Raw genomic sequence first — 23,634 nt, forward strand, 5'->3', positions numbered from 1 at the left:
CGGACCCGGGCAGGGCCCGCGCGGTCCGCACGGCGTCCTGGAACGGCACCACACACTATGCGGTCGCTGTGGGGGAGTTCCGACGGAACGGCAACGGTTACGTCACGGCAAGGATCTTGGGACAACCCGTAACCCGGTGAACGGCCCGGGGTTGGTAGCGGTGAGGGGCCTGCTGTCCGGACGCGGACCCCGTGACCAGGGCGGCGACGAGGCGACGGGACGCGACTCGCCTCCGGACAGCGGGAGGACGGAAAGCCGTGGCGGAGACCGCGTACGGGGAGTCGGCGGCCGACTGCGGGGACGCCGGACGGCGCCCCGAGAGCGAGGGGGCCGCTCGGGCGCCCGCCGTGTCCGGGGGCGCCCCGAAGCGACAGCCGGCGCGCGAGTCCGCCGCCCGTACCTACGCGCGTGCCCTGCCGATCGTGCCGGTCCGGGCCCGGGGCCTCACCATCGAGGGCGCGGACGGCCGGCGTTACCTGGACTGCGTCTCGGGCGCCGGGACGCTGGCCCTGGGACACAACCACCCCGTCGTGCTGGAGGCCGTCCGCAAGGTGCTCGACTCCGGGGCCCCGTTGCAGGTCATGAACCTCACCACCCCGGTGGAGGACGCCTTCGTCACCGAGCTGCTCCACACGCTGCCGCCCGGCCTGGCCGACCACGCGCGCGTGCGGTTCTGCGGCCCGGCCGGAACGGACGCGGTCGCCGCCGCCGTCGGACTCGTCCGCGCCGCCACCGGGCGGAGCCGGGTCCTCGCCTTCACCGGCACCCACCACGCCCCGGGCGGCGACGAGTTCGCGTCACCCCGCGGCACCGGCGGCGCGCGGATCGTGCGCCTGCCCTATCCGCGGGACCACCACCGCCCGCCCGGCACCGACGGCGGGCGCGGCGCCGGACCCGCCGCACGCCACGCCGAGTCGGTGCTCGACGACCGGCCGGCGGAGCAGGTACCGCCCGCCGGGCTGATCCTCGAACCGGTGCACGTCGGGGACGGGGTGGAGCCCGCCCCCGACGCCTGGATGCGGTGCATGCGGCGGATCACGGCCGAGCGGTCCGTGCCGCTGATCGCCGACGAGACCGAGACGGGAGTCGGACGGACCGGAGCCCTCTGGGCCGTGGAGCACAGCGGGATCACCCCCGACGTCCTCGTCCTGTCCAAGGCGATCGGCGGCGGCCTGCCGCTGGCCGCCGTCGTCCACCACGAGGACCTGCTCGCGGGGGACTCCGGCGCCGGCACCTTCCGCGGCAACCAACTCGCCCTGGCCGCGGGCACGGCCACCCTCGCCCACGTCCGCACCCAGCGGCTCGCCGACCACGCCGCCGCGCTCGGTGCCCGGATGCTGGCCCGGCTGCGGAAGCTCGCCGAAGAGGTCCCCTGCGTCGGTGACGTGCGCGGGCGGGGACTGATGATCGGGATCGGGCTGGTGGCGGCGGACGGCGAGCGCGGCCCCGCCGCCGACGCGACCGAGGCCCGCCCCGCCGCCCCGGAAACGGCCGCCGCCGTGCAGCGGGAGTGCCTGCGACGCGGGCTCGTCGTGGACCGCACGGGCCCGTTCGCGAGCGTCGTACGGCTGCTGCCGCCGCTGACCATCACCGATGAGCAGGCGACGGCGGTGCTGGACCGGCTGGCCGACGCGGTCCAGGCGGTGGCCGCGGCCCCGCCACCCGGTACGGGCCACGGCCCGTCCCACGGGCCGGGCGCTCCGCGCTGAACCCGACCGCCCACGACGCCGCCCCCGACACAGCACCTCAGCGAGGACCCGCGTTGCACACCACCCCCACCCCCGCCCCCGCGCCCGCCACCGCCGCCGTCCCGGCGCCCCCGCGCCACTCGGACCCGGACCGTCCCGACCCGCACGACGCCGCCCAGGCCGCCGCCGTGGGGAACCTGCTGCGCTGCTGGATCCGTGAGGCCGGCCTGCCGGAGCCGGCCGACGGGCCCCTGCGCATTCCGCTGCCCGCCAGCGGCACCGCCCTGCTCGTCCCCGTCCGCTACTGGTCCCCGACCGGCCGGCACCGCTTCGGCCCCCCGTGCCTGACCGGCGCGCCCGCGTCCGCGCCCCCGGTGGACGCGGTGACGGTCGCCGCGCTCCTCGCGAGGGAGACGGCCGGGGGAGCGGGCACCCACGGCACCGACCTCGTCGCGCGCGTGGCCGACTCCGCCCGCCGCACCGCCCACTTCCTCCGCGACCGCAGCGAGCGCCCCGGCGACGGCCCCGACCTCTTCCTCGCCGCCGAACAGGCCCTCCTCCTCGGGCACCCCCTCCACCCCACCCCGAAGAGCCGCGAGGGGCTCACCGACGCCGAGGCCCGGCTCTACTCACCCGAACTGCGCGGCTCCTTCCCGCTGCACTGGCTGGCCGTCGCGCCCTCCGTGCTCGCCACCGACTCGGCCTGGACCGAGCAGGGCCGCCCGGTCGCCGCGCCCCGGCTCACCGCACGCCTCGCCGGAACGGGCCTGGCCCTGCCCGACGGCTACGCGGCCCTGCCCCTGCACCCCTGGCAGTTCCGCGAGGTCAGGCACCGGCCCGGGACACAGGCCCTGCTGGACGCCGGACTGCTGCGTGACCTCGGGCCCCACGGCGACCGCTGGTACCCCACGTCGTCCCTGCGGACCGTCCACCGAAGCGGTGCGCCGGCCATGCTCAAGCTGTCCCTGGCGCTGCACATCACCAACTCCCGCCGGGAGAACCTCCGCAAGGAACTCCACCGCGGCGTCGAGGTCCACCGTCTGCTGCGCGCCGGCCTGTCCCGGCGGTGGCAGGCCGCGCACCCGGACTTCGACATCGTCCGCGACCCCGCGTGGATCGCCGTCGACGGACCGGCCGGCACGCCCGTGCAGGGGCTCGACGCCGTCATCCGGCACAACCCCTTCCGGCCCTCGGACGACGTCTCCTGCGTCGCCGCACTGGCCGCCCCCGGCCCGCCCCGGCCGGCCGACGCGGCCGGTGGCGGCGGCCCCGCCCCGGTCTCCCGGCTCGGCGAGGTCGTCACCCGCCTCGCCTGGGGTACCGGCCGCCCGCGCGGCGCGGTCGCCGCCGAGTGGTTCCTGCGGTACCTCGAACACGTCGTCCACCCCGTGCTGTGGCTGGACGCGGAGGCCGGCATCGCCCTGGAGGCCCACCAGCAGAACACGCTGCTCCTGCTGGACGGCGACGGCTGGCCCGCCGGCGGCCGCTACCGCGACAACCAGGGCTACTACTTCCGCGAGTCCCGCCGCGCGGAGCTCGACGCACGGCTGCCCGGCATCGGCACCCGCAGCGACACCTTCGTCCCCGACGAGGTCACCGACGAACGCTTCGCCTACTACCTCGCCATCAACAACGTGTTCGGTCTCATCGGCGCCCTCGGCTCCCAGCACCTCGCCGACGAACGGCTGCTGCTCGCCGCCTTCCGCCGCTTCCTCACCCGGCTCGCCTCGGGCCCGGCCCCGCTGCGCGGCACGCTGCCCGCCCGCCTGCTCGACTCACCCGTCCTGCGCTGCAAGGCCAACCTGCTGACCCGCCTGCACGGCCTCGACGAACTCGTCGGCCCGGTCGACACCCAGTCCGTCTACGTCACGATCACCAACCCCCTGCACCCCTGAGCACCGACGACGCCCGACCCCGCCCCCCGAAAGGAGCGACACCGTGGCCTCCACCGACGCGAGCGCCGACGGCGGTACCGCTTCCGCCCCCCTCGGTACCGACCCGGAGCCCGGCACGGACACGGACGAGGACGAGGACGACACCCTCGACCTGCCCCTGCCCGAGGAGTTCGTCACGCTCTTCCGGGGCCGGCCGGCCGGCCCCGGCCCGGACGCGCGCGCCGGCGACGACCTGCTCGACCAGGTCGCCGGCTGGGGTCCGACCGCCACCGCCGAGGGCCTGTTCCAGCTGGTGCCCGTCCGGCTCGAACAGGACGCCGCGCTCATCAGCCGCTGGATGAACGACCCCACCGTCGCCGCCTACTGGGAGCTGACCGGGCCGCGGAGCGTGGCCGAGGCGCACCTGCGGGCCCAGCTCGAGGGCGACGGACGCAGCGTTCCGTGCCTCGGCCTGCTGGAGGGGGCACCGGTGAGCTACTGGGAGATCTACCGGGCCGACCTCGACCCGCTGGCCCGGTACTGTCCCGTCCGGCCGCACGACACGGGCGTCCACCTCCTCATCGGCGAGGACGCCGACCGCGGGCGGGGCCTCGGCACCACCCTGATCAGAGCCGTCGCCGGCCTCGTCCTCGCCAGGCGGCCCGGCTGCACACGCGTCCTCGCCGAGCCCGACCTGCGCAACACGCCCTCGGTCGCGGCCTTCCGGAGCGCCGGCTTCCAGCTCGCCGCCGAGGTCGACCTGCCCGGCAAGCGAGCCGCCCTCATGGTCCGGGACCGCGGTGCGCGAGCAGCGCCCCCGGGCCCGCCCGACCCGCCCCCGCCCGCCTAGGAGCCCACTCTTGCCCCCTTCGCCACCCCGGCCGCTTCCGTCCCCGCTCCATGCCGCCGTCACCCGTGTGTCAGTCCCGGGCCGTAGGGTGGTCGCGCTATGACGAAGCCCTCACTCCCCGAACTCCTGCACGCCGCCGTCGCCGCCGTCGGCGGCACGGAGCGTCCCGGCCAGGTGGCCATGGCCGAAGCCGTCGCGGAAGCGATCGACGACGGCTCCCATCTGCTGGTCCAGGCCGGCACCGGCACCGGCAAGTCGCTCGGCTACCTGGTGCCCGCGCTGGCGCACGGGGAGCGCGTCGTCGTGGCCACCGCGACGCTGGCCCTGCAGCGCCAGCTCGTGGAGCGGGACCTGCCGCGCACGGTCGACGCCCTGCACCCCCAGCTCCGCCGCCGTCCGGAGTTCGCGATGCTCAAGGGCCGGTCGAACTACCTGTGCCTGCACCGCCTCCACGAGGGCGTTCCGCAGGACGAGGAGGAGGGCCTGTTCGACCAGTTCGAGGCCGCCGCGCCCACCAGCAAGCTGGGCCAGGACCTGCTGCGGATGCGGGACTGGGCGGACGAGACGGAGACCGGCGACCGCGACGACCTCACGCCCGGCGTCTCCGACCGCGCCTGGTCGCAGGTGTCGGTGTCCTCGCGGGAGTGCCTGGGCGCCTCGAAGTGCGCCTACGGCGCGGAGTGCTTCGCGGAGACGGCCCGGGAGCGCGCCAAGCTCTCCGACGTCGTCGTCACCAACCACGCGCTGCTCGCGATCGACGCCATCGAGGGCGCGCCGGTCCTGCCGCAGCACGAGGTGCTGATCGTCGATGAGGCGCACGAGCTGGTGTCCCGGGTCACCGGCGTGGCCACCGGCGAACTCACTCCCGGCCAGGTCAACCGGGCGGTCAGGCGGGCCGCGAAGCTCGTCAACGAGAAGGCCGCCGACCAGCTCCAGACGGCCGCGGAGGGCTTCGAGCGTCTGATGGAGCTGGCCCTGCCCGGCCGGCTCGAGGAGATCCCGGAGGACCTCGGCTACGCCCTGATGGCACTGCGCGACGCCTGCCGCACGGTCATCTCCGCGATCGGCACCACCCGGGACAAGTCCGTGCAGGACGAGGACGCGGTCCGCAAGCAGGCGCTGGCCTCGGTGGAGTCCGTCCATGACGTGGCGGAGCGCATCACGCACGGCTCCGAGTGGGACGTCGTCTGGTACGAGCGGCACGAGCCCCGCGGCGGAGCCGCATATCGGCCCAGCGGCGCCTCTCTGCGCGTCGCCCCCATGTCCGTGTCGGGGCTGCTGCGCGAGAAGCTCTTCACCGACCGCTCCGTCGTGCTGACCTCGGCGACGCTCAAGCTGGGCGGCGATTTCAACGGTGTCGGCGCCTCGCTCGGTCTCGCTCCCGAGGGCACGGAGGGCGACGACGTGCCCCAGTGGAAGGGCGTCGACGTCGGCTCGCCCTTCGACTACCCCCGGCAGGGCATCCTGTACGTCGCCAAGCATCTGGCGCGGCCCGCGCGGGACGGCGACCGCGGCGACATGCTCGACGAGCTGACGGAACTCATCCAGGCGGCCGGCGGCCGCACGCTGGGCCTGTTCTCCTCGATGCGGGCGGCCCAGCTCGCCGCCGAGGAACTGCGGTCCCGCATCCCCGAGTACCCGATCCTTCTCCAGGGCGAGGAGACGCTCGGCGAGCTGATCAAGAACTTCGCCGCCGATCCGAAGACCTGTCTGTTCGGCACGCTGTCCCTGTGGCAGGGCGTGGACGTGCCCGGCCCCAGCTGCCAGCTGGTCGTCATGGACAAGATCCCGTTCCCGCGGCCCGACGATCCGCTGATGAGCGCACGCCAGAAGGCGGTCGAGGAGGCCGGCGGCAACGGCTTCATGGCGGTCGCCGCCACGCATGCCGCGCTGCTCATGGCGCAGGGCGCGGGGCGCCTCGTCCGGGCGTCGGGCGACCGGGGGGTGGTCGCGGTCCTGGACCAGCGGCTGGCCACGGCCCGGTACGGGAGCTATCTGAAGGCGTCCCTGCCCGACTTCTGGTTCACCACGGACCGTAACCAGGTGCGCAAGTCGCTGGCCGCCATCGACGCGGCGGCGCGGCAGGCGGAAGGCGGCTGACCGAGCCCGGACAGCGCAGGACCCCGGAACCGGCGCAGAGGTTCCGGGGCCCGGTCGGGGCGGCGGGCCGCAGTCGTGCGGGATCCGCCGGGCGTGGCGCTCAGACGCGACGCAGTACGGCCACCACCTTGCCGAGGATGGTCGCGTCGTCACCGGGGATGGGCTCGTACGCCGAGTTGTGCGGGAGGAGCCAGACGTGGCCGTCCTCGCGCTTGAAGCGCTTGACGGTGGCCTCGCCGTCGAGCATCGCGGCCACGATGTCGCCGTTCTCGGCGACCGGCTGGCGGCGGACCGTGACCCAGTCGCCGTCGCAGATGGCGGCCTCGATCATGGAGTCGCCGACGACTTTCAGGACGAAGAGCTCACCGTCACCGACCAGCTGGCGGGGCAGGGGGAAGACGTCCTCCACGGACTCCTCGGCGAGGATCGGGCCACCGGCCGCGATGCGTCCGACGAGAGGGACGTACGACGCGGCGGGCTTGCCGGCGGTGTCCGTGGGCTGCACGGAGGCGGCCTGGTCGGAACCGCGCACCTCGTAGGCGCGCGGGCGGTGCGGGTCACGGCGCAGGAATCCCTTGCGCTCCAGCGCCATCAGCTGGTGCGCGACGGAGGAGGTGCTGGAGAGGCCGACGGCCTGGCCGATCTCCCGCATCGACGGCGGGTAGCCACGTCGCTGCACGGAGTCCCTGATGACCTCGATCACCCGGCGCTGGCGGTCGGTGAGTCCCGAGCTGTCGGCCCGGATGCCGGGAGGTCGCCCCGGCAGGGAGCGCTTGGGCCCCTCGGGATTCATGGCGTCGCTCGTCGCGTGCACCGGCTCAGGTCGGCCCTGGGGGCGGTCCTGGGCAGTGATGGTGGCACTGTCGGCGGTGGTGGTCACGTCGGCCCCTCTCGATGGTCTCCCTGCTGCACAACGGTAGTAGCTTTCGAAAGGTTGCGCCAAACACACGTTCGAGTGAAAAAACGCGAATCGCCCGCCCGGAGCTGAAGTCTGGGTGTATGGCTCTCAGGTGCCCGGCGGACATAAGGGCCCATTGCTGTACTCTTCACCGCCGGGCGGTGACCTCGCCGGTGGTGCCCCAGTCTGCCATCAGGCATCCCGTTCGACGGGGACCGGCACTCATCTGTGCGGTAGTCCCACCGCCCCTCCTCGCGGCGCCCACCGTATCTCCGCATGCGCCGGGGCGGTACGGGCGCGCTCGGGGCGTACTCGCGCGCCCTGGGGGAAGTCGCTCTCCTGTGCGTACGGGCGCGACACGCGTGCAGAGCGTGAATACAGGGGCCAAGCCCCACATCTAGTGGTTGGATTGCGACAGCAGCCCACAAGTTGTGGTCCCCCCGGTCTTCGAGCCCGCCGCGATCGCCTATGCTTGGGGCTGCTTCGAGGGGCCTGAAGGGCCTCGTGAGGCTATTCGAGTCTGCTGTGAGGAGGGTTGGGATCTCATGCACTGCCCCTTCTGCAGGCACCCCGACAGCCGCGTCGTCGACAGTCGTACGACCGACGACGGAACGTCGATCCGCAGGCGCCGTCAGTGCCCCGACTGCTCCCGTCGCTTCACGACCGTGGAGACGTGCTCGCTCATGGTGGTGAAGCGGTCCGGTGTCACCGAGCCGTTCAGCCGCCTCAAGATCATCAGCGGTGTGCGCAAGGCCTGCCAGGGCCGGCCCGTCACCGAGGACGCGCTCGCCCAGCTCGGCCAGCGGGTCGAGGAGGCGGTGCGGGCCACCGGAAGCGCCGAGCTGACCACCCACGACGTGGGGCTGGCCATACTCGGCCCGCTGCAGGAGCTCGACCTCGTCGCCTATCTGCGGTTCGCCTCGGTCTACCGGGCGTTCGACTCGCTCGAGGACTTCGAGGCCGCGATCTCGGAGCTGAGGGAGGCGACGGGGCGTCCCGGCGAGGACGGCGACGGGGCCGGCGCGGGAAGCCGGGAAGACGACCGCGGGAACACGGGGACGGCACAGGTCCCCGAGCCCGCAGGCGCCGCCGACTGACAGGCGGGCCGGATCCGGACCCCGGTGGTCCGGGCCCGGCCGGTCGGCGGCGAGTGGAAGAAGACCTGCTGCGGGCGGAGTCACCGGTGCCCGCAGCACCAGACAGAACACCGTGCCACGGGAACAATCGGGGCACTTCAGGGCGTTTTCGCCCGTACAGGGAGGCGGCATGACAGAGACGGCGAGCGGTCCGGCACGGAGCTCCCGCGCCAAGGGCACCAAGGCGGGCAAGGGACTCCGTGTCGAGCGCGTCCACACCACTCCCGGGGTCCACCCCTACGACGAGGTGGCCTGGGAGCGCCGTGACGTCGTCATGACCAACTGGCGCGACGGCTCGGTCAACTTCGAGCAGCGCGGCGTCGAGTTCCCCGACTTCTGGTCGGTGAACGCGGTCAACATCGTCACCAGCAAGTACTTCCGGGGCGCCGTCGGCACCCCGCAGCGCGAGACCGGCCTCAAGCAGCTGATCGACCGCATCGTGAAGACGTACCGGAAGGCCGGTGAGGACCACAGGTACTTCGCCTCGCCCGCCGACGCCGAGATCTTCGAGCACGAGCTGGCCTACGCCCTCCTGCACCAGATCTTCAGCTTCAACAGCCCGGTCTGGTTCAACGTCGGCACGCCCCAGCCGCAGCAGGTCTCCGCCTGCTTCATCCTGTCCGTCGACGACTCCATGGAGTCGATCCTCGACTGGTACAAGGAAGAGGGCATGATCTTCAAGGGCGGCTCCGGTGCCGGCCTGAACCTCTCCCGCATCCGCTCCTCCAAGGAGCTGCTCTCCTCCGGCGGCAACGCCTCCGGCCCGGTCTCCTTCATGCGCGGTGCCGACGCCTCCGCCGGCACCATCAAGTCCGGTGGCGCCACCCGCCGCGCAGCCAAGATGGTCATCCTCGACGTCGACCACCCCGACGTGGAGGACTTCATCGAGACCAAGGTCAAGGAGGAGGAGAAGATCCGCGCCCTGCGCGACGCGGGCTTCGACATGGACCTGGGCGGGGACGACATCACCTCCGTCCAGTACCAGAACGCCAACAACTCGGTCCGTGTGAACGACGAGTTCATGAAGGCGGTCGAGCAGGGCGGGAAGTTCGGTCTGCGCGCGCGGATGACCGGTGAGGTTATCGAGGAGATCGAGGCCAAGTCCCTCTTCCGCAAGATGGCCGAGGCCGCCTGGGCCTGCGCCGACCCGGGCATCCAGTACGACGACACCATCAACCACTGGCACACCTGCCCGGAGTCCGGCCGGATCAACGGCTCGAACCCCTGCAGCGAGTACATGCACCTGGACAACACGTCCTGCAACCTGGCCTCGCTGAACCTGATGAAGTTCCTCAAGGACGACGGCCTGGGCAACCAGTCCTTCGAGACCGAGCGCTTCCAGAAGGTCGTCGAGCTGGTCATCACCGCGATGGACATCTCGATCTGCTTCGCGGACTTCCCGACCCAGAAGATCGGCGAGAACACCCGCGCCTTCCGCCAGCTGGGCATCGGCTACGCCAACCTCGGCGCCCTGCTGATGGCCACCGGCCATGCCTACGACTCCGACGGCGGCCGCGCCCTCGCCGGTGCCATCACCTCCCTGATGACCGGCACGGCCTACCGCCGATCCGCCGAGCTCGCCGCGGTCGTCGGCACGTACGACGGCTACGCCCGCAACGCGGACGCCCACCAGCGCGTCATGAAGCAGCACTCCGACGCCAACGGCACCGCCGTGCGCATGGACGACCTCGACACCCCGGTGTGGGCCGCCGCCACCGAGGCCTGGCAGGACGTGCTGCGCCTCGGCGAGAAGAACGGTTTCCGTAACTCGCAGGCGTCCGTGCTCGCCCCGACCGGCACCATCGGTCTGGCCATGTCCTGCGACACCACCGGTGTCGAGCCCGACCTCGCCCTGGTCAAGTTCAAGAAGCTGGTCGGCGGCGGCTCGATGCAGATCGTCAACGGCACCGTGCCGCAGGCCCTGCGCCGCCTGGGCTACCAGGAGGAGCAGATCGAGGCGGTCGTCGCCCACATCGCCGAGAACGGCAACGTGATCGACGCCCCCGGCCTCAAGCCCGAGCACTACGAGGTCTTCGACTGCGCCATGGGCGAGCGCGCCATCTCCCCGATGGGCCACGTCCGCATGATGGCCGCGATCCAGCCGTGGATCTCCGGCGCCATCTCCAAGACGGTCAACATGCCGGAGACGGCGACCGTCGAGGAGGTCGAGGAGATCTACTACGAGGCCTGGAAGCTCGGCGTCAAGGCGCTCGCGATCTACCGGGACAACTGCAAGGTCGGCCAGCCGCTCTCCGCGAAGACCAAGTCGGCCAAGGACACGGAGAAGGCCGAGGTCACCGAGAAGGCCGAGGAGACGATCCGCGCCGCGGTCGAGAAGGTGGTCGAGTACCGCCCGGTCCGCAAGCGCCTCCCGAAGGGCCGCCCCGGCATCACCACCTCGTTCACGGTCGGTGGCGCCGAGGGCTACATGACCGCCAACTCCTACCCGGACGACGGTCTCGGCGAGGTCTTCCTGAAGATGTCCAAGCAGGGCTCGACTCTCGCGGGCATGATGGACGCCTTCTCCATCGCGGTCTCCGTCGGCCTCCAGTACGGCGTGCCGCTGGAGACGTACGTCTCGAAGTTCACCAACATGCGCTTCGAGCCGGCCGGCATGACGGACGACCCGGACGTGCGGATGGCGCAGTCGATCGTCGACTACATCTTCCGCCGCCTGGCGCTGGACTTCCTGCCCTTCGAGACCCGCTCCGCGCTCGGCATCCACTCGGCCGAGGAGCGCCAGCGGCACCTGGAGACGGGTTCGTACGAGCCGTCCGACGACGAGGTCGACGTCGAGGGCCTGGCCCAGTCGGCCCCGCTCGCCCAGGAGCTGAAGGCCGTCGCCACGCCGAAGGCCGAGGTCGAGGCGGCCAAGCCCGCCCCGAAGCAGGCGCACACCAGTGCCGAGCTGGTGGAGATGCAGCTGGGCATCCAGGCCGACGCCCCGCTGTGCTTCTCCTGCGGCACGAAGATGCAGCGGGCCGGTTCCTGCTACATCTGCGAGGGCTGCGGCTCGACCAGCGGCTGCAGCTGACCGGTAGGACCACATGAGTGAGGGGCGTCGGCCACGGCCGGCGCCCCTCACTCGTGCCCTCGCGGTCAGGGCCGGCGCGACGCGCCCATCGTGCCGGTGAAGGCCGCCGGGTCGCCCTCGAAGCCGTGGACACCGGGGCGGAACTCCCACGCCCCCGTCTCGTCCCGGACGAACTCCGCGACCGTGGCCGCCGTCGCCGCCGGAACGCCGGCGAAGTCGTCCTCGGCCAGCACGGTGTAGCCCTCCCGAATGCGCAGGCCCGGGCTGGTCACACCGCCGAAGGTCCGGTCTCCGGAGCGCTGCTGTATGACGACCCCGACGACCACGCGCGCGTACCGGGCGTCGAGCCGCTCCAGCTCCAGCCTCATGACCTCGTCGTAGCCGAAGCCCTTGCCGTCCCTGCTGTCCCGGTCGAGATGGATCGTGCCGTCGGGGGAGCGGCTGTCGAAGTGCACCACGTAGGAGGGATCACCGTACGGATCGTCCGCCGGATACGTCCCGGCGACGACGTCCAGGTCCGCGGGTGGCTCTCCCGCCGGACTCGGATCCCAACGCAGCGCGACCTCGACCTTGCGGATCCCCTTGCTGAGGCCGTTCACAGACTTCCCCTTCCCCGGTTCTGTTTGCCCCGCCACCTCAACTGCCGAGCGGTGTCGGCCGGTTGTCCATCCTGCCATGTGCCGGTGGACGGCAGTGGGGGAGCGGTCCGCCCAAGAGTGACCGGTGCCACGTTCCCTGGCCTTACCATGGCGCGGTGCTGGTCAAGTGGATTCGCTGCACCGTGGTCGACCGCCGCGGTTTCGAGCGGGGGCAGCGGAAGTGGGCGGGGCTTCCGGGTGAGCCGGGTTTCCGGGGGCAGGGGGGCGGCTGGAGCCGGGGACGGCCGGACGTGGCGCACGTCTTCGCCTTCTGGGAGAGCAGGGCCTTCTACGACTCCTTCATGGCGCGCTCGCACGACCGGCTCGCCTCGGCGCAGGCCGGCACCTTCAAGGACGCCCAGGTCCGGCTCTTCGATCACCGGTTCGACGTGAAGACCGGGTTCGAACCCCGTTTCACGGACGCCGACCTGCTGCGGGTGGCACTCTGCCGCGCCCACGAGGACCGGGCCGAGCACTACGTGCTGATGCAGGAGAAGGTCTGGAACCCCGCGATGGCCGGCTCGCCCGGCATGATCCGCGGCCTGTTCGGGGAGGCGCCCGGCCACGAGTACCTGGTGCTGTCGATGTGGCGGTCGGCCGCCGAGCACGGCAAGTACCGCGCCGAGCGGGTGGAGCGGCTCGCGCTGCGTGCCCAGACGGAGGCCGACGTGGCGGCCCTCACGGGGGACATCGTCCAGCTGGAACCCTCCTGGACCGTGTGACCTCTGTCGTACTGGGCAGGTGGGAGTCCTCGGTTCCGCGTTTCACGATCTAGGGTTCTGGCATGGCACGACCACGGCGCATCGTCCTTGTCCGGCACGGCGAGTCGGTCGGCAACCACGACGACTCCGTGTACGAGCGCGAGCCCGACCACGCGCTGGCCCTGACCGAGCAGGGCCGGGCGGAGGCCGAGGAGACGGGCAAGAAGCTGCGCGAGGTGTTCGGCCGCGAGCGCGTCAGCGTGTACGTCTCCCCGTACCGCCGCACGCACGAGACCTTGCGCGCCTTCCACCTCGACCCGGGGCTCATACGGATCCGGGAGGAGCCCCGGCTGCGCGAGCAGGACTGGGGGAACTGGCAGGACCGCGCCGACGTGCGCCTGCAGAAGGCCTACCGCGACGCCTACGGCCACTTCTTCTACCGCTTCGCGCAGGGCGAGTCCGGTGCCGACGTCTACGACCGGGTCGGCGGCTTCCTGGAGAGCCTGTTCCGCAGCTTCGAGGACCCCGACCATCCGCCGAACGTCCTCCTGGTCACCCACGGCCTGGCGATGCGCCTGTTCTGCATGCGGTGGTTCCACTGGACGGTCGCCGAGTTCGAGTCGCTGTCCAACCCCGGGAACGGAGAGTTCCGGATGCTCGTCCTCGGCGAGGACGGCAAGTACACCCTGGATCGTCCCTTCGAACGCTGGCGGGAACCGGAGCCGTACGGGATCACGGGATAGGGTGCTGGGCGATGACCGCTCATTCATCTCCTGACGGGCGCCTGGACCGGGCCCTGGCCAGCCTGCGCGGACTGTCGGTGGGGGACGCGCTGGGCTCACAGTTCTTCGTGCCCGCGAACTACCCGCTGCTCAAGCGCCGCGAGCTGCCGCCCGGAATCTGGCAGTGGACCGACGACACCGAGATGGCCGCCTCCGTGGTCGCCGTCCTGGCCGCCCACCACCGCATCGACCAGGACGCCCTGGCCCACTCCTTCGCCGAACACCACGACTTCGACCGCGGCTACGGGCCGGCGGTCAACCGGCTGCTGCGGCTGGTCCGGGAGGGCGGCGACTGGCGCGAACTCGCCGCCGCGCTCTTCAACGGCCAGGGCTCCTGGGGCAACGGTGCCGCGATGCGCATCGCGCCCCTGGGCGCCTGGTACGCGGACGATCCGGAGCAGGGGACGCACCAGGCCGAGATCTCGGCCTACCCCACGCATCAGCACCGCGAGGCGGTGGTCGGTGCCATGGCGGTCGCCGCCGCCGCCGCGCTGGCCGCGTCGGCCGACGGGCCGCCCGACGGGCACGCGCTCCTCGACGGGGTGATCGCCCTGGTACCGAAGAGCGCTGTCGGCGCCGGGCTGCGCCGCGCCCGGGACATGCTCGACTACGCCGACGCGGCCACCGTCGCCGCCGTGCTGGGCTGCGGCAGGCGTACGACCGCCCACGACACGGTGCCCTTCGCGCTCTGGTCCGCCGCGCGCTCCCTCGACGACTACGAGCGGGCCTTCTGGACGACCGCCCAGGTCGGCGGGGACGTGGACACGACCTGCGCGATCGTGGGCGGGGTGATCGCCGGTTCCGGGCGGGCGGGCGCGCCGCCGGCCGAGTGGGTGGACCGGACCGAGGCGCTGCCGAGCTGGATGGCCGTGGCCGGCGGACCGGCCGGGTGACTCGCCGGCCGCCGCCCCGCCGTACGGGGAGGCGGCGGCCGCCGCGTGTGAGGGCCGTCCGGCCCGGCCGTCACCCCGTCCCGGCCCCTGCCTTCCCGGCGAGAGCCTCCAGGTCGCTCCTGCGGACCCGGATCATCAGCCAGGCGGTGACCAGGGCGAGGACGGCCATGGCCGCGGCGGGGATGAAGGCCGCCGAGATGCCCTCGGCCAGTATCTGGTGCGCCCAGGGAGCGGGCAGCTGGTGCGTCCGGGCGAACTCCGCCTTCTGCTCGGGCGTGCTGTTGGCGAGGAAGTCCGGCACCAGTCTGGCCGCCTCGTCCTTGCTGGCCGTGCCGAACACGGTCGTCAGGATGGCCAGGCCGATCGAGCCGCCGACCTGCTGCGTCGCGTTGAGCAGCCCGGACGCCGCGCCGGCTTCGTGCGGCGCGACTCCGGAGACCGCGGTGAGCGTCAGAGTCACGAAGTTCAGGCCCATGCCGAAGCCGAAGATCAGCATCGGGCCGAGGATGCCGCCCACGTAGGAGCTGTTGGAGCTGATCAGGGCCTGCCAGCCGAGTCCGATCGCCGCGAGCGCCGAGCCCACGAGCATGAACGGCTTCGGGCCGAACAGGGGCAGGAAGCGCTGGGACAGACCCGCACCGATCGCGATGACGACCGTGACCGGCAGGAAGGCGAGGCCGGCCTGGATCGGGGTGTAGCCCAGTACGTTCTGGACGAACAGCACGATGTAGAAGAACATGCCGAACATCGCCGCGGCGAGGCACAGCATGATCACGTAGGTGCCGGAGCGGTTGCGGTCGGCGAACATCTTCAACGGGGTGATCGGTTCCCTGGCCCGCGACTCGATGAGCGTGAAGGCCAGCAGCAGCACCGCCGCCGCAGCGAAGGACCCGATGGTGAGGGTGTCCCGCCAGCCCTGGTCCGCGGCACGGATGAAGCCGTAGACGAGGGATGCCATGCCTGCCGTCGAGGTCACCGCCCCGGCGATGTCGAAGCGTCCGGTGTGCCGCTCGGACTCGCTGATGTAGACCGGCGTCAGCACGGCGATCAGCAGGCCGATCGGCACGTTGACGAAGAGCACCCAGCGCCAGTCGAGCCACTCGGTGAGCATGCCGCCCGCGAGCAGACCGATGGCGCCGCCGCCCGCGGAGACGGCCGCGAAGACTCCGAAGGCCCGGTTCCGCTCCGGGCCCTCCGGAAAGGTGGTCGTGATGAGCGCCAGCGACGTGGGCGAGGCGATGGCGCCTCCCATGCCCTGCAGGACGCGTGCGGCCAGCAACTGCCAGGGCTCCTGGGCGAAGCCGCCGAGCAGCGAGGCGAAGGTGAAGAGCAGGATGCCGGTCATGAAGACGCGGCGCCGGCCGAGGATGTCACCGGCCCGGCCGCCGAGCAGCAGCAGCCCGCCGAAGGTGAGCGTGTAGGCACTGACGACCCATGTGAGGTCGGTGGTGCTGAACGCGAGTGCCTCTTGAATGTGCGGGAGCGCGATGTTCACAATCGTCGCGTCCAGTACCACCATGAGTTGGCAGGCCGCGATGACCGTCAGCGCGATGCCGGGCCGTCCCTCCCTGCGGGCGGCTCCCGGCTTCCGGTCTTTGATCAGGGAAGAGGTCGTCACTATGTGTCCCCCACGAATGACTTAGTGAACGCTCGCGTTCACTGTTGAGTCAACGGTAGTGACTCCCTGACAGTGAACGCAAGCGTTCACTCCCGCAGTTGCCGCGCGTTGTCCCCGTCCCCCGTTGTGGGCGCGCGTCGCGCACCCGTCCCCGAACACCCGCTCTCTGCTTCCAGGAGACCCCCGAATGGTTCCCTCGCCCTGGGCCGCCCCCGCCCCGACGCCCTCCCGCCGGCGTGGTGCGGTCCTCGAACGCGCGATCCTCGATGCCGCGCTGGAGCAGCTCGGCACCGTCGGCTGGAACGGCCTGACGATGGAGGGTGTGGCCGCCGGTGCCCAGACGGGCAAGGCGGCGGTCTACCGCCGCTGGTCGTCCAAGGAGGAACTCGTCGCGGACGCCCTGCGGTCCGGGCTGCCGGGCTTCGATGCCGTGCCTGACCTCGGGAGCGTGCGCGACGACCTCCTGGCGCTCTGCCGGCGGGCTCGCGACGCGATGTTCTCGCGCCCCGGGTTCGCCCTGCGGGCGGTCATTCACGAATGCGACACGATGCAGGCGGAGCGCTTCCATGCGGTGATCCTCGAAGGGGTCGTCGAGCCGACCATCACGATGCTCCGGGAAGTCATTACCCGTGGAATAGAGCGTGGAGAGGTGCGTGAGGCGGCGGCCAACGGCTATGTCTTCGACGCTGTGCCGGCGATGATGATGTACCGATCGAAGATTCGCGGCAGTGAATGGTCGGATCGGGAGATCGAGGAGATGGTCGACTGCATGATGGTCCCGCTGCTGCGCCCCGCAGGCGCCTGATCCCCGGCTTCGAGAGGTACGGCGCCGTTCCGGGAACCGGGGTGTCACGGGACGCCCGGGGCGGCGTAGGCTAAGGACGCCATGCCGTACGAACCACCTACTCACACCGTCGAGCGCTCACTCCGCGCCACGACCGGAGCCAAGGTCATCGCCGGTGTCGACGAGGTGGGGCGCGGCGCGTGGGCGGGTCCCGTCACCGTCTGCGCTGCGGTCACCGGACTGCGTCGGCCCCCGGTGGGCCTCACCGACTCCAAGCTGCTCACCGTCAAGCGACGGACCCAGCTCGCCACGGAGCTGCGGGGCTGGGTGACTTCCTATGCCCTGGGGCACGCCTCTCCGGAGGAGATCGACGCACTGGGGATGACCGCGGCGCTGCGACTGGCCGCGGTGCGTGCCCTGGAGACCCTGCCCGTCCGCCCCGACGCCGTCATCCTCGACGGCAAGCACGACTATCTCGGGGCGCCCTGGCGGGTCCGTACGGTGATCAAGGGCGACCAGTCCTGTGTGGCTGTCGCGGCGGCTTCGGTGCTCGCCAAGGTCCAACGCGACAAAATGATGGCCGAACTGGGTATCGACCATGCAGACTTCGGTTTCGCGGACAACGCCGGGTATCCGTCGCCCGTGCACAAGGCCGCACTGGCGGAGCGGGGTCCCACCCCGTACCACCGGTTGTCGTGGGCGTATCTTGATGCGCTGCCCCGGTGGCGGCACCTCAAGAAGGTCCGCACCTGGGTGGACGGAAACGTTCCGGAGATCGATGGCCAGCTCGGCTTCGACTTCTGACGGTTCCGCTCGCAGGCATGCGCCACCCGCCGACGCGAGCCGCACCAACGTTTGATAAAAATCAGCTCATGCCTCTCATTCCCGAGGAGCCTCAGATTCACGAGAAGGCCCAGGGTCCCCGCGCCACTCCGGCCAGCGGCCGCACCGCGCCGACCCCCCGCCCCGTACCCGGCCCCCGTCCCGCGGCCCCGCCGCGCCCCGGTCGCCCCGGCCCCCTGCGGCCGGCGCCGCCGGCGCAACGCACCTCGCGCGACGCGGTCCCGGCCAAGACCGGACCCTCGGGTCCGGCCACTCCCGCCGCCACCGCGGCCGGCCCGCAGATCCAGCTGATCCCGGCTTCTCCCGAGGGCGCGCTCGACGCGGCCGAGGAGGCCGTGGACCTGCTCCTGGACTCGGGTCGCACCCCCGGTGACGTGCTGGTGGTGACCACCGGCGATCCGCACCCGTGGGCCGCCCACGAACTGTCCTTCGGCGACGCCGCCTACTGGGCGCAGCACGACGCGGGCGACGACGTCTTCTACGCGGACGCCGCCGTCGCCGACCGTGCCGCGTCACGTCCCGTGGTCGTCGTCGCGCTCAACGGAGGCCCTGAAGACGCTGCCGTCACCGCCCTGTCGGCGGCCCACTCCCGGGCGGACACCCTGTTGATCGTCTGCGGTGACCCGCAGCGGACCAACTCGGTGCTGGGCGCGAGCGCCTGAGCCCTGCGCGTCACGGGTGCCGGACGCCGGCCGCGGAGGCCGGGCAGGACGCCGGCACCGCCGCGCCGGCGACGGACGGCGGCGGCATCGGCGGGTCCCGCCGGCCGACGTCGGCCGGGCGCACCGCCGCCCGTGCCGCTGCCCGCCCGCGGTGGGAGCCGGTACGCCGAAGTGCGGCCGCCCGCAGTCCTGTTACGGGGCACGTGGGCGTACGGACGGCGCCGGGCGCACCGGTCGTGTCCGGCGGGGACGGGTGGCGCCGACGGTCCCGCCGAGCCCCACTCCGGTGGTGCGGGCCGGCGTACCGGCGGCACCGTCGCTCAGCGGGCCGCCGCGCGGCGCAGTACCTCCGAGGCGACACCGCCGGTACGCGGCGGCTGGGGCGGTGCCTCCGACAGGGCGAACGGCTCCGGTGCCGACGTCGCGTTGGGCCGGCGGCCGCCACGGCCCTCGCCGAGGACCTGCCATCCGTCGCGGGTCAGCGTGATGTACGCCCCGCAGCGCAGCCCGTGCAGTGTGCAGGCGTCGCGCAGTCCCCACATCCACGCGCCGTCCTCCTCCGTCCAGCGCGCGTCGCCCTCCCGGCAGTAGAGCAGTACGGCGGTGCGCACCGGAGTGCGGCGCCGCAGGTCGTGCGGGATGACCCGGCGGAGCTGGGCGAGCAGCGCGTTGCGGAACATCCATCCGTCGGCCGGTGCGGGGCGGCTGGTGAACGAGGCGCTCGCGCGCACCCGTTCGTCCGGATCGAGCACGGCCACGATCGCGGTGGCCGGCCCGGGACGGTGCCGCGAGTGCAGACCGCTGACGACCTCCCGCGGATTGCGCAGCAGCGGGATCCCGGCCGAGGCCCACTCCGCGGGTTCGAGCAGGCGGGTGGCGGAGGCGTTGGACGGCGACAAAGACGCCGCCGAGGACGAGGCGAATCCGAAGGTCACGTTCCTCCCTTCGGCTACGCGCCCACACTGCGGGCGGGGTCGGATTCGGGGGAGCGCGCACCGCAGTGAAGCCCTGCCGGGACACGGACGAGCCGTGCGGGGAGCGGACTTCAATTCTTCCTGTCGAACTGGGATGCGGCAACGAGCAATTGGGGCCGTCGACCGTTATCGGATGATGCGCGTCCTATATCCCTACCCAGACGGACCCCGGGCGACGCATGGGGCGCACCGCCCCGACGGGCGGTGAGCGCCCCCGTCCGGCCGTGCGCGCACCGGCGGCCGGTCAGCCCTGCACGGCCAGGACCAGGGGCAACACCCCCGGCGCGCCCGCGCGACGGAGCAGCCGGGCGGCGACCGCGAGAGTCCAGCCGGTCTCCATGTAGTCGTCCACGAGGAGCACCGGACCGTCCTGACCGCTGAGCGCGGCGGCAAGGGCGGGCGGCACCGCGAGCATCCCGTCGAGCGCCTTGAGGCGCTGAGCGCTGTTGCTGCGGGACATCGGAGGCGTGTCACCCGTGTACTCGACCGAACCGAGCAGGGGCAGCCGGCCCACCTCGGCGATGCGCGCACCGAGCGAGTGGATCAGCCGCGGGCGCGAGCGTGAGGCGACCGTCACGACTCCGGCGGGACGCGGCGGGGCGTCGGCGGCGCCGGAGGCCCAGCCGCCCGGCCCCTTTGCCCAGTCGGCCAGCACCGTTACGACGGCCTTCGCGACGTCGTCCGGCACCGGGCCGTCCGGAGCGTGGGCCGTCAGCATCGGGCGCAGCCGGTTGCCCCAGCCGATGTCGGAGAGACGGCCCAACGCCCGCCCCGACGCCGCCTGTTCCCCGGCGGGGATACGGCCCTTCAGCTCGACGCCGATCGCCGGGAGGCCGGTCGGCCACATCCGGCGCGGTTCCACCTCGACACCGGCCCGGCCCAGGTCGACCCGCGCTGCGTCCAGGGCGGCGGTGGAGGTGTCCGCCGTGAAGCGCGGGCCGGCGCAGTTGTCGCAGTGGCCACAGGGTTTGGCGCCCTCGTCGTCCAACTGGCGCTGGAGGAACTCCATCCGGCAGTCCGTCGTCGACGCGTAGTCGCGCATCGCCTGCTGCTCGGCCCTGCGCTGCCGGGCGACCCAGTCGTACCGCTCGGCGTCGTACGTCCACGGCCGGCCGGTCGCGGTCCAGCCGCCCTTGACCCGCTTCACCGCCCCGTCCACGTCGAGGACCTTGAGCATGGTCTCCAGGCGGGAGCGGCGCAGCTCCACCAAAGGTTCCAGCGCGGGCAGCGACAGGGGCCGCTCGGCGCGTGCGAGGACGTCGAGGGTGCGGCGCACCAGGTCCTCGGCGGGGAAGGCCAGCGAGGCGAAGTACGCCCAGATCGCCTCGTCCTCCTTGCCGGGCAGCAGGAGCACCTCGGCGTGATCGACACCGCGTCCGGCGCGGCCGACCTGCTGGTAGTACGCGATGGGGGAGGACGGCGAGCCGAGGTGCACCACGAAGCCCAGGTCCGGCTTGTCGAACCCCATCCCCAGCGCCGAGGTGGCGACCAGGGCCTTGACCCGGTTGGCGAGCAGGTCGTCCTCGGCCTGCTGCCGGTCGGCGTTCTCGGTCCGGCCCGTGTAGGAGGCGACGGTGTGGCCACGCTGCCGGAGGAAGGCGGTGACCTCTTCGGCGGCGGCCACCGTGAGTGTGTAGATGATGCCGGAGCCCGGCAGCTCGTGGAGGTGGTCGGCGAGCCAGGCCATTCGGTGTGCGGCGTCGGACAGCCGCAGCACGTTCAGACTGAGGCTCTCCCGGTCCAGCGGTCCGCGCAGCACCAGGGCGTCCGACGTGCCCCCGGTGCCCAGCTGCTCCGCGACGTCGGCGGTCACGCGGGCGTTGGCGGTGGCGGTCGTCGCCAGGACCGGCACGCCGGGCGGGAGATCACTGAGCATCGTGCGCAGCCGGCGGTAGTCCGGGCGGAAGTCGTGGCCCCAGTCGGAGATGCAGTGTGCCTCGTCCACCACCAGCAGTCCGGTGGCGGCGGCGAGCTCGGGCAGCACCTGGTCGCGGAAGTCGGGGTTGTTTAGCCGCTCCGGACTCACCAGCAGGACGTCCACCTCGCCGGCAGCGATCTCGTCCTGGACGGCGCCCCACTCCTCGGTGTTGGAGGAGTTGATGGTCCGGGCACGGATACCGGCGCGGGCCGCTGCCTCGACCTGGTTGCGCATCAGCGCGAGCAGCGGGGAGACGATCACCGTGGGGCCGCTGCCGCGGTCCCGCAGCAGCGCGGTCGCCACGAAATAGACCGCGGACTTGCCCCACCCCGTGCGCTGGACGACCAGGGCCCGGCGCCGGTCCGCGACCAGCGCCTCGATCGCCCGCCACTGGTCCTCCCGCAGGCGGGCCGCGCCGGAGGAGTCCCCGACGAGGCGGGCGAGGACCGTGTCGGCCGATGTCCGGAGATCCGCGTTGTTCGTGTGCTCCATGCGTTCCATACAACAGGACGGGACCGACACCCGGCGCGAGGGGCGGGAGGAGTGGGGACCACCGATGACTGGTGTGACGTGTCCGTGATTGAAGTTATCCACAGGGCAAAGCGGAACATTCCGATCCGCGAGATCGTCGGGCCATGACGAACCACAGCGAAGCGACCGGATCCGCGGAGAACGGCGACATCACCGGACCCGCCCCGGACCGGGCGTCACGGGCCTCGTACGACGGCGCCGGTGACGAGCCGCAGGTCACCCTGCGCACCCCGGCCGAACTGGCGGACGCCCTGCCCTACCTGCTCGGATACCGCCCCGAGGACAGCATCGTCCTGGTCGCCCTGCGCGACAGGGACGGACGGGGCCGGTTCGGCGGCCGGGCCCGGCTGGGCATTCCCGCGAACAGGGAGGACTGGCCGAGCGCGGCCGGACAGCTGGTCCACGGCCTGGTGACCGGCAGCGAGCGCCGCGGTGCCCGGCCCGAGCAGATGGTCGCCTACCTCTGCCAGGAACCGCCCCGGGGCGAGTCCGGCCGGCAGGTGATGGAGCGCCTGCGGCCACTGGCCCAGAAGCTGCGTGTCGAGTGCGGTGCCCTCGACGTCCCGGTGGTCGAGGCGCTGTGCATCTCGGACGGGCGCTTCTGGTCGTACTGCTGCGACGACGAGACCTGCTGCCCGTCCGAGGGCGTCCCGATGGGACTGCCCGGCACGTCCGTGCTGGCCGCGGCGGCCACCTACGCCGGGATCCAGGTGCGCGGCTCGCTGCGCGAGCTGCGCGCCAGGCTGCTCCCGTGGGAGCACTCCGCGGCCCGCGAGCAGGAGGCCGCCCTGGACTCGGCCGGCATGACGATCGTCTCCCGGCTCCTCGACGACGCGAGGCGCGCGGACGTCGCCGAGGAGACGCTCGCCCTGGCCGAACGGGTCATGGGCCGCCTGGCCGGCGCTCCCGCGGTGTCCGGCATGCCCGCGGAAGACCTGCGGGACGACCGGCTGCTCGGACACGACGAGGCCGCGGCGCTGATCCTCGGCCTCCAGGACCGCACGACCCGCGATCGCGCGGCGGCCTGGATGGAGGGTGAGGAAGCGGGCCCCGCGCTGCGGCTGTGGCGCGCCCTGGCCCGCCGCTGCGTCGGGCCGTACGGCGAACACGCCGCGGCGCCGCTCACCCTCGCGGGATGGGTCGCCTGGTCGGCCGGCGACGAGCTCGAGGCCCGGGAGGCCCTGGCCATGGCACTCGGTGCGGACCCGGACTACCTCTTCGCCCGGCTCCTGCACCAGGCCTGCAACGAGGGTCTGGACCCCGAGTCGGTCCGCCGCTGCCTGCGCGCCGAGCGTGCCGGCACGGGGCGGGCCGAGGCCGCCGCGCCGGACGGCGGAGCGCCCTCCGGAGATGAGCCGGCTGCCGGGCCGGTGCGGTGCGCGACGGCCGGAGCCCCGGCGGCGGAGAGGGCTTCCGTCCGTCGGCGCCGGACGCGTTCGGGCGCGGTCGCCGAAGGTGCCGTCCGTCGCCCCGGCCCGGGGACGAACGTGACAGGGGCGCGCGATGCCGCGGGCGCCGCACGTCCCGGCGGCGCGCGGCAGGCCCGTACGTGCCCACGGGGACCGGGCAAGGAGGGCACGGGCAAGGGGGCCACGGGCGAGCGGCGCACCTGATGCGCGAGGGACGGTGGCCGACGGCGTGACCTGGTGCTACGCCGCCCGCGCGATGCCGGGCCGCGGGCGACGGGGCGGAGGGCGCATGGCGTGGACC

The 23,634-nt window shown here is 72.7% G+C and carries 18 protein-coding genes; 13 read left to right on the forward strand and 5 right to left on the reverse strand.

The window, feature by feature from the left end:
* Nucleotides 1–257 precede the first annotated feature (257 nt).
* The 4 genes from AC0VYN_RS08315 (at nt 258) to AC0VYN_RS08330 (ending at nt 6,512) form a co-directional block, all read left to right on the forward strand.
* The gene (locus AC0VYN_RS08315; RefSeq protein WP_475535395.1) at nt 258–1,709 is read left to right on the forward strand and encodes an aminotransferase class III-fold pyridoxal phosphate-dependent enzyme; all 1,452 of its coding nucleotides are present in this window, start codon (nt 258–260) and stop codon (nt 1,707–1,709) included.
* A gap of 53 nt (nt 1,710–1,762) precedes the next feature.
* Nucleotides 1,763–3,583, forward strand: coding sequence for an IucA/IucC family protein (locus tag AC0VYN_RS08320; RefSeq protein ID WP_475535396.1), 1,821 nt, complete (start codon nt 1,763–1,765; stop codon nt 3,581–3,583).
* A gap of 43 nt (nt 3,584–3,626) precedes the next feature.
* The gene (locus tag AC0VYN_RS08325; RefSeq protein ID WP_475535397.1) at nt 3,627–4,412 is read left to right on the forward strand and encodes a GNAT family N-acetyltransferase; all 786 of its coding nucleotides are present in this window, start codon (nt 3,627–3,629) and stop codon (nt 4,410–4,412) included.
* A gap of 99 nt (nt 4,413–4,511) precedes the next feature.
* The gene (locus AC0VYN_RS08330; RefSeq protein WP_475535398.1) at nt 4,512–6,512 is read left to right on the forward strand and encodes an ATP-dependent DNA helicase; all 2,001 of its coding nucleotides are present in this window, start codon (nt 4,512–4,514) and stop codon (nt 6,510–6,512) included.
* Nucleotides 6,513–6,612: 100 nt separating this feature from the next.
* On the opposite strand, the gene lexA is transcribed toward AC0VYN_RS08330, so the two are convergent.
* Nucleotides 6,613–7,392, reverse strand: coding sequence for a transcriptional repressor LexA (gene lexA / locus AC0VYN_RS08335; RefSeq protein WP_385469390.1), 780 nt, complete (start codon nt 7,390–7,392; stop codon nt 6,613–6,615).
* Nucleotides 7,393–7,955: 563 nt separating this feature from the next.
* Between lexA and nrdR the strand changes: the two genes are divergently transcribed.
* Together nrdR and AC0VYN_RS08345 are read left to right on the forward strand one after the other, a co-directional pair.
* Complete coding sequence (nrdR, locus tag AC0VYN_RS08340) at nt 7,956–8,507, forward strand: transcriptional regulator NrdR (protein ID WP_475535399.1); 552 nt, start codon at nt 7,956–7,958, stop codon at nt 8,505–8,507.
* A 169-nt stretch (nt 8,508–8,676) separates the two neighbouring features.
* A complete protein-coding gene (locus tag AC0VYN_RS08345; RefSeq protein WP_475535400.1) occupies nt 8,677–11,580 on the forward strand; it encodes a vitamin B12-dependent ribonucleotide reductase in 2,904 nt (967 codons plus the stop codon).
* 65 nt (nt 11,581–11,645) lie between these two features.
* Here AC0VYN_RS08345 and AC0VYN_RS08350 read toward each other — a convergent pair whose 3' ends face one another.
* Nucleotides 11,646–12,179: a TerD family protein gene (locus tag AC0VYN_RS08350; protein WP_475535401.1), complete on the reverse strand. Its 534-nt coding sequence runs from the start codon at nt 12,177–12,179 to the stop codon at nt 11,646–11,648.
* A 155-nt stretch (nt 12,180–12,334) separates the two neighbouring features.
* On the opposite strand from AC0VYN_RS08350, the gene AC0VYN_RS08355 reads away from it, so the two are divergent.
* From AC0VYN_RS08355 to AC0VYN_RS08365, 3 genes are all read left to right on the forward strand, one after another.
* On the forward strand, nt 12,335–12,940 hold the full coding sequence (locus AC0VYN_RS08355) for a DUF4937 domain-containing protein (RefSeq protein WP_161163182.1): 606 nt from the start codon (nt 12,335–12,337) through the stop codon (nt 12,938–12,940).
* Between the two features lie 62 nt (nt 12,941–13,002).
* Nucleotides 13,003–13,662: a histidine phosphatase family protein gene (locus AC0VYN_RS08360; protein ID WP_475535402.1), complete on the forward strand. Its 660-nt coding sequence runs from the start codon at nt 13,003–13,005 to the stop codon at nt 13,660–13,662.
* Nucleotides 13,663–13,673: 11 nt separating this feature from the next.
* A complete protein-coding gene (locus AC0VYN_RS08365; protein ID WP_475535403.1) occupies nt 13,674–14,594 on the forward strand; it encodes an ADP-ribosylglycohydrolase family protein in 921 nt (306 codons plus the stop codon).
* Between the two features lie 70 nt (nt 14,595–14,664).
* Here AC0VYN_RS08365 and AC0VYN_RS08370 read toward each other — a convergent pair whose 3' ends face one another.
* Nucleotides 14,665–16,212, reverse strand: coding sequence for an MFS transporter (locus AC0VYN_RS08370; RefSeq protein ID WP_475535404.1), 1,548 nt, complete (start codon nt 16,210–16,212; stop codon nt 14,665–14,667).
* Between the two features lie 187 nt (nt 16,213–16,399).
* Here AC0VYN_RS08370 and AC0VYN_RS08375 point away from each other — a divergent pair, with 187 nt between their 5' ends.
* From AC0VYN_RS08375 to AC0VYN_RS08385, 3 genes are all read left to right on the forward strand, one after another.
* Entirely contained in the window at nt 16,400–17,017 is a 618-nt protein-coding gene (locus AC0VYN_RS08375; protein WP_475535405.1) for a TetR/AcrR family transcriptional regulator, read from the forward strand.
* A gap of 81 nt (nt 17,018–17,098) precedes the next feature.
* Complete coding sequence (locus tag AC0VYN_RS08380; protein WP_475535406.1) at nt 17,099–17,800, forward strand: ribonuclease HII; 702 nt, start codon at nt 17,099–17,101, stop codon at nt 17,798–17,800.
* Nucleotides 17,801–17,868: 68 nt separating this feature from the next.
* Nucleotides 17,869–18,501, forward strand: coding sequence for a hypothetical protein (locus AC0VYN_RS08385; protein WP_475535407.1), 633 nt, complete (start codon nt 17,869–17,871; stop codon nt 18,499–18,501).
* A gap of 320 nt (nt 18,502–18,821) precedes the next feature.
* Here AC0VYN_RS08385 and AC0VYN_RS08390 read toward each other — a convergent pair whose 3' ends face one another.
* Both AC0VYN_RS08390 and AC0VYN_RS08395 read right to left on the reverse strand, forming a co-directional pair.
* A complete protein-coding gene (locus AC0VYN_RS08390; RefSeq protein ID WP_475535408.1) occupies nt 18,822–19,436 on the reverse strand; it encodes a hypothetical protein in 615 nt (204 codons plus the stop codon).
* 283 nt (nt 19,437–19,719) lie between these two features.
* On the reverse strand, nt 19,720–21,885 hold the full coding sequence (locus AC0VYN_RS08395; RefSeq protein ID WP_475535409.1) for a RecQ family ATP-dependent DNA helicase: 2,166 nt from the start codon (nt 21,883–21,885) through the stop codon (nt 19,720–19,722).
* A gap of 143 nt (nt 21,886–22,028) precedes the next feature.
* On the opposite strand from AC0VYN_RS08395, the gene AC0VYN_RS08400 reads away from it, so the two are divergent.
* Complete coding sequence (locus AC0VYN_RS08400) at nt 22,029–23,537, forward strand: DUF4192 domain-containing protein (protein WP_475535410.1); 1,509 nt, start codon at nt 22,029–22,031, stop codon at nt 23,535–23,537.
* The last annotated feature ends 97 nt before the right edge of the window (nt 23,538–23,634 follow it).

It is taken from the genome of Streptomyces sp. 63XJN7_1_ISO-PGPR-S23-121 (assembly GCF_056173025.1).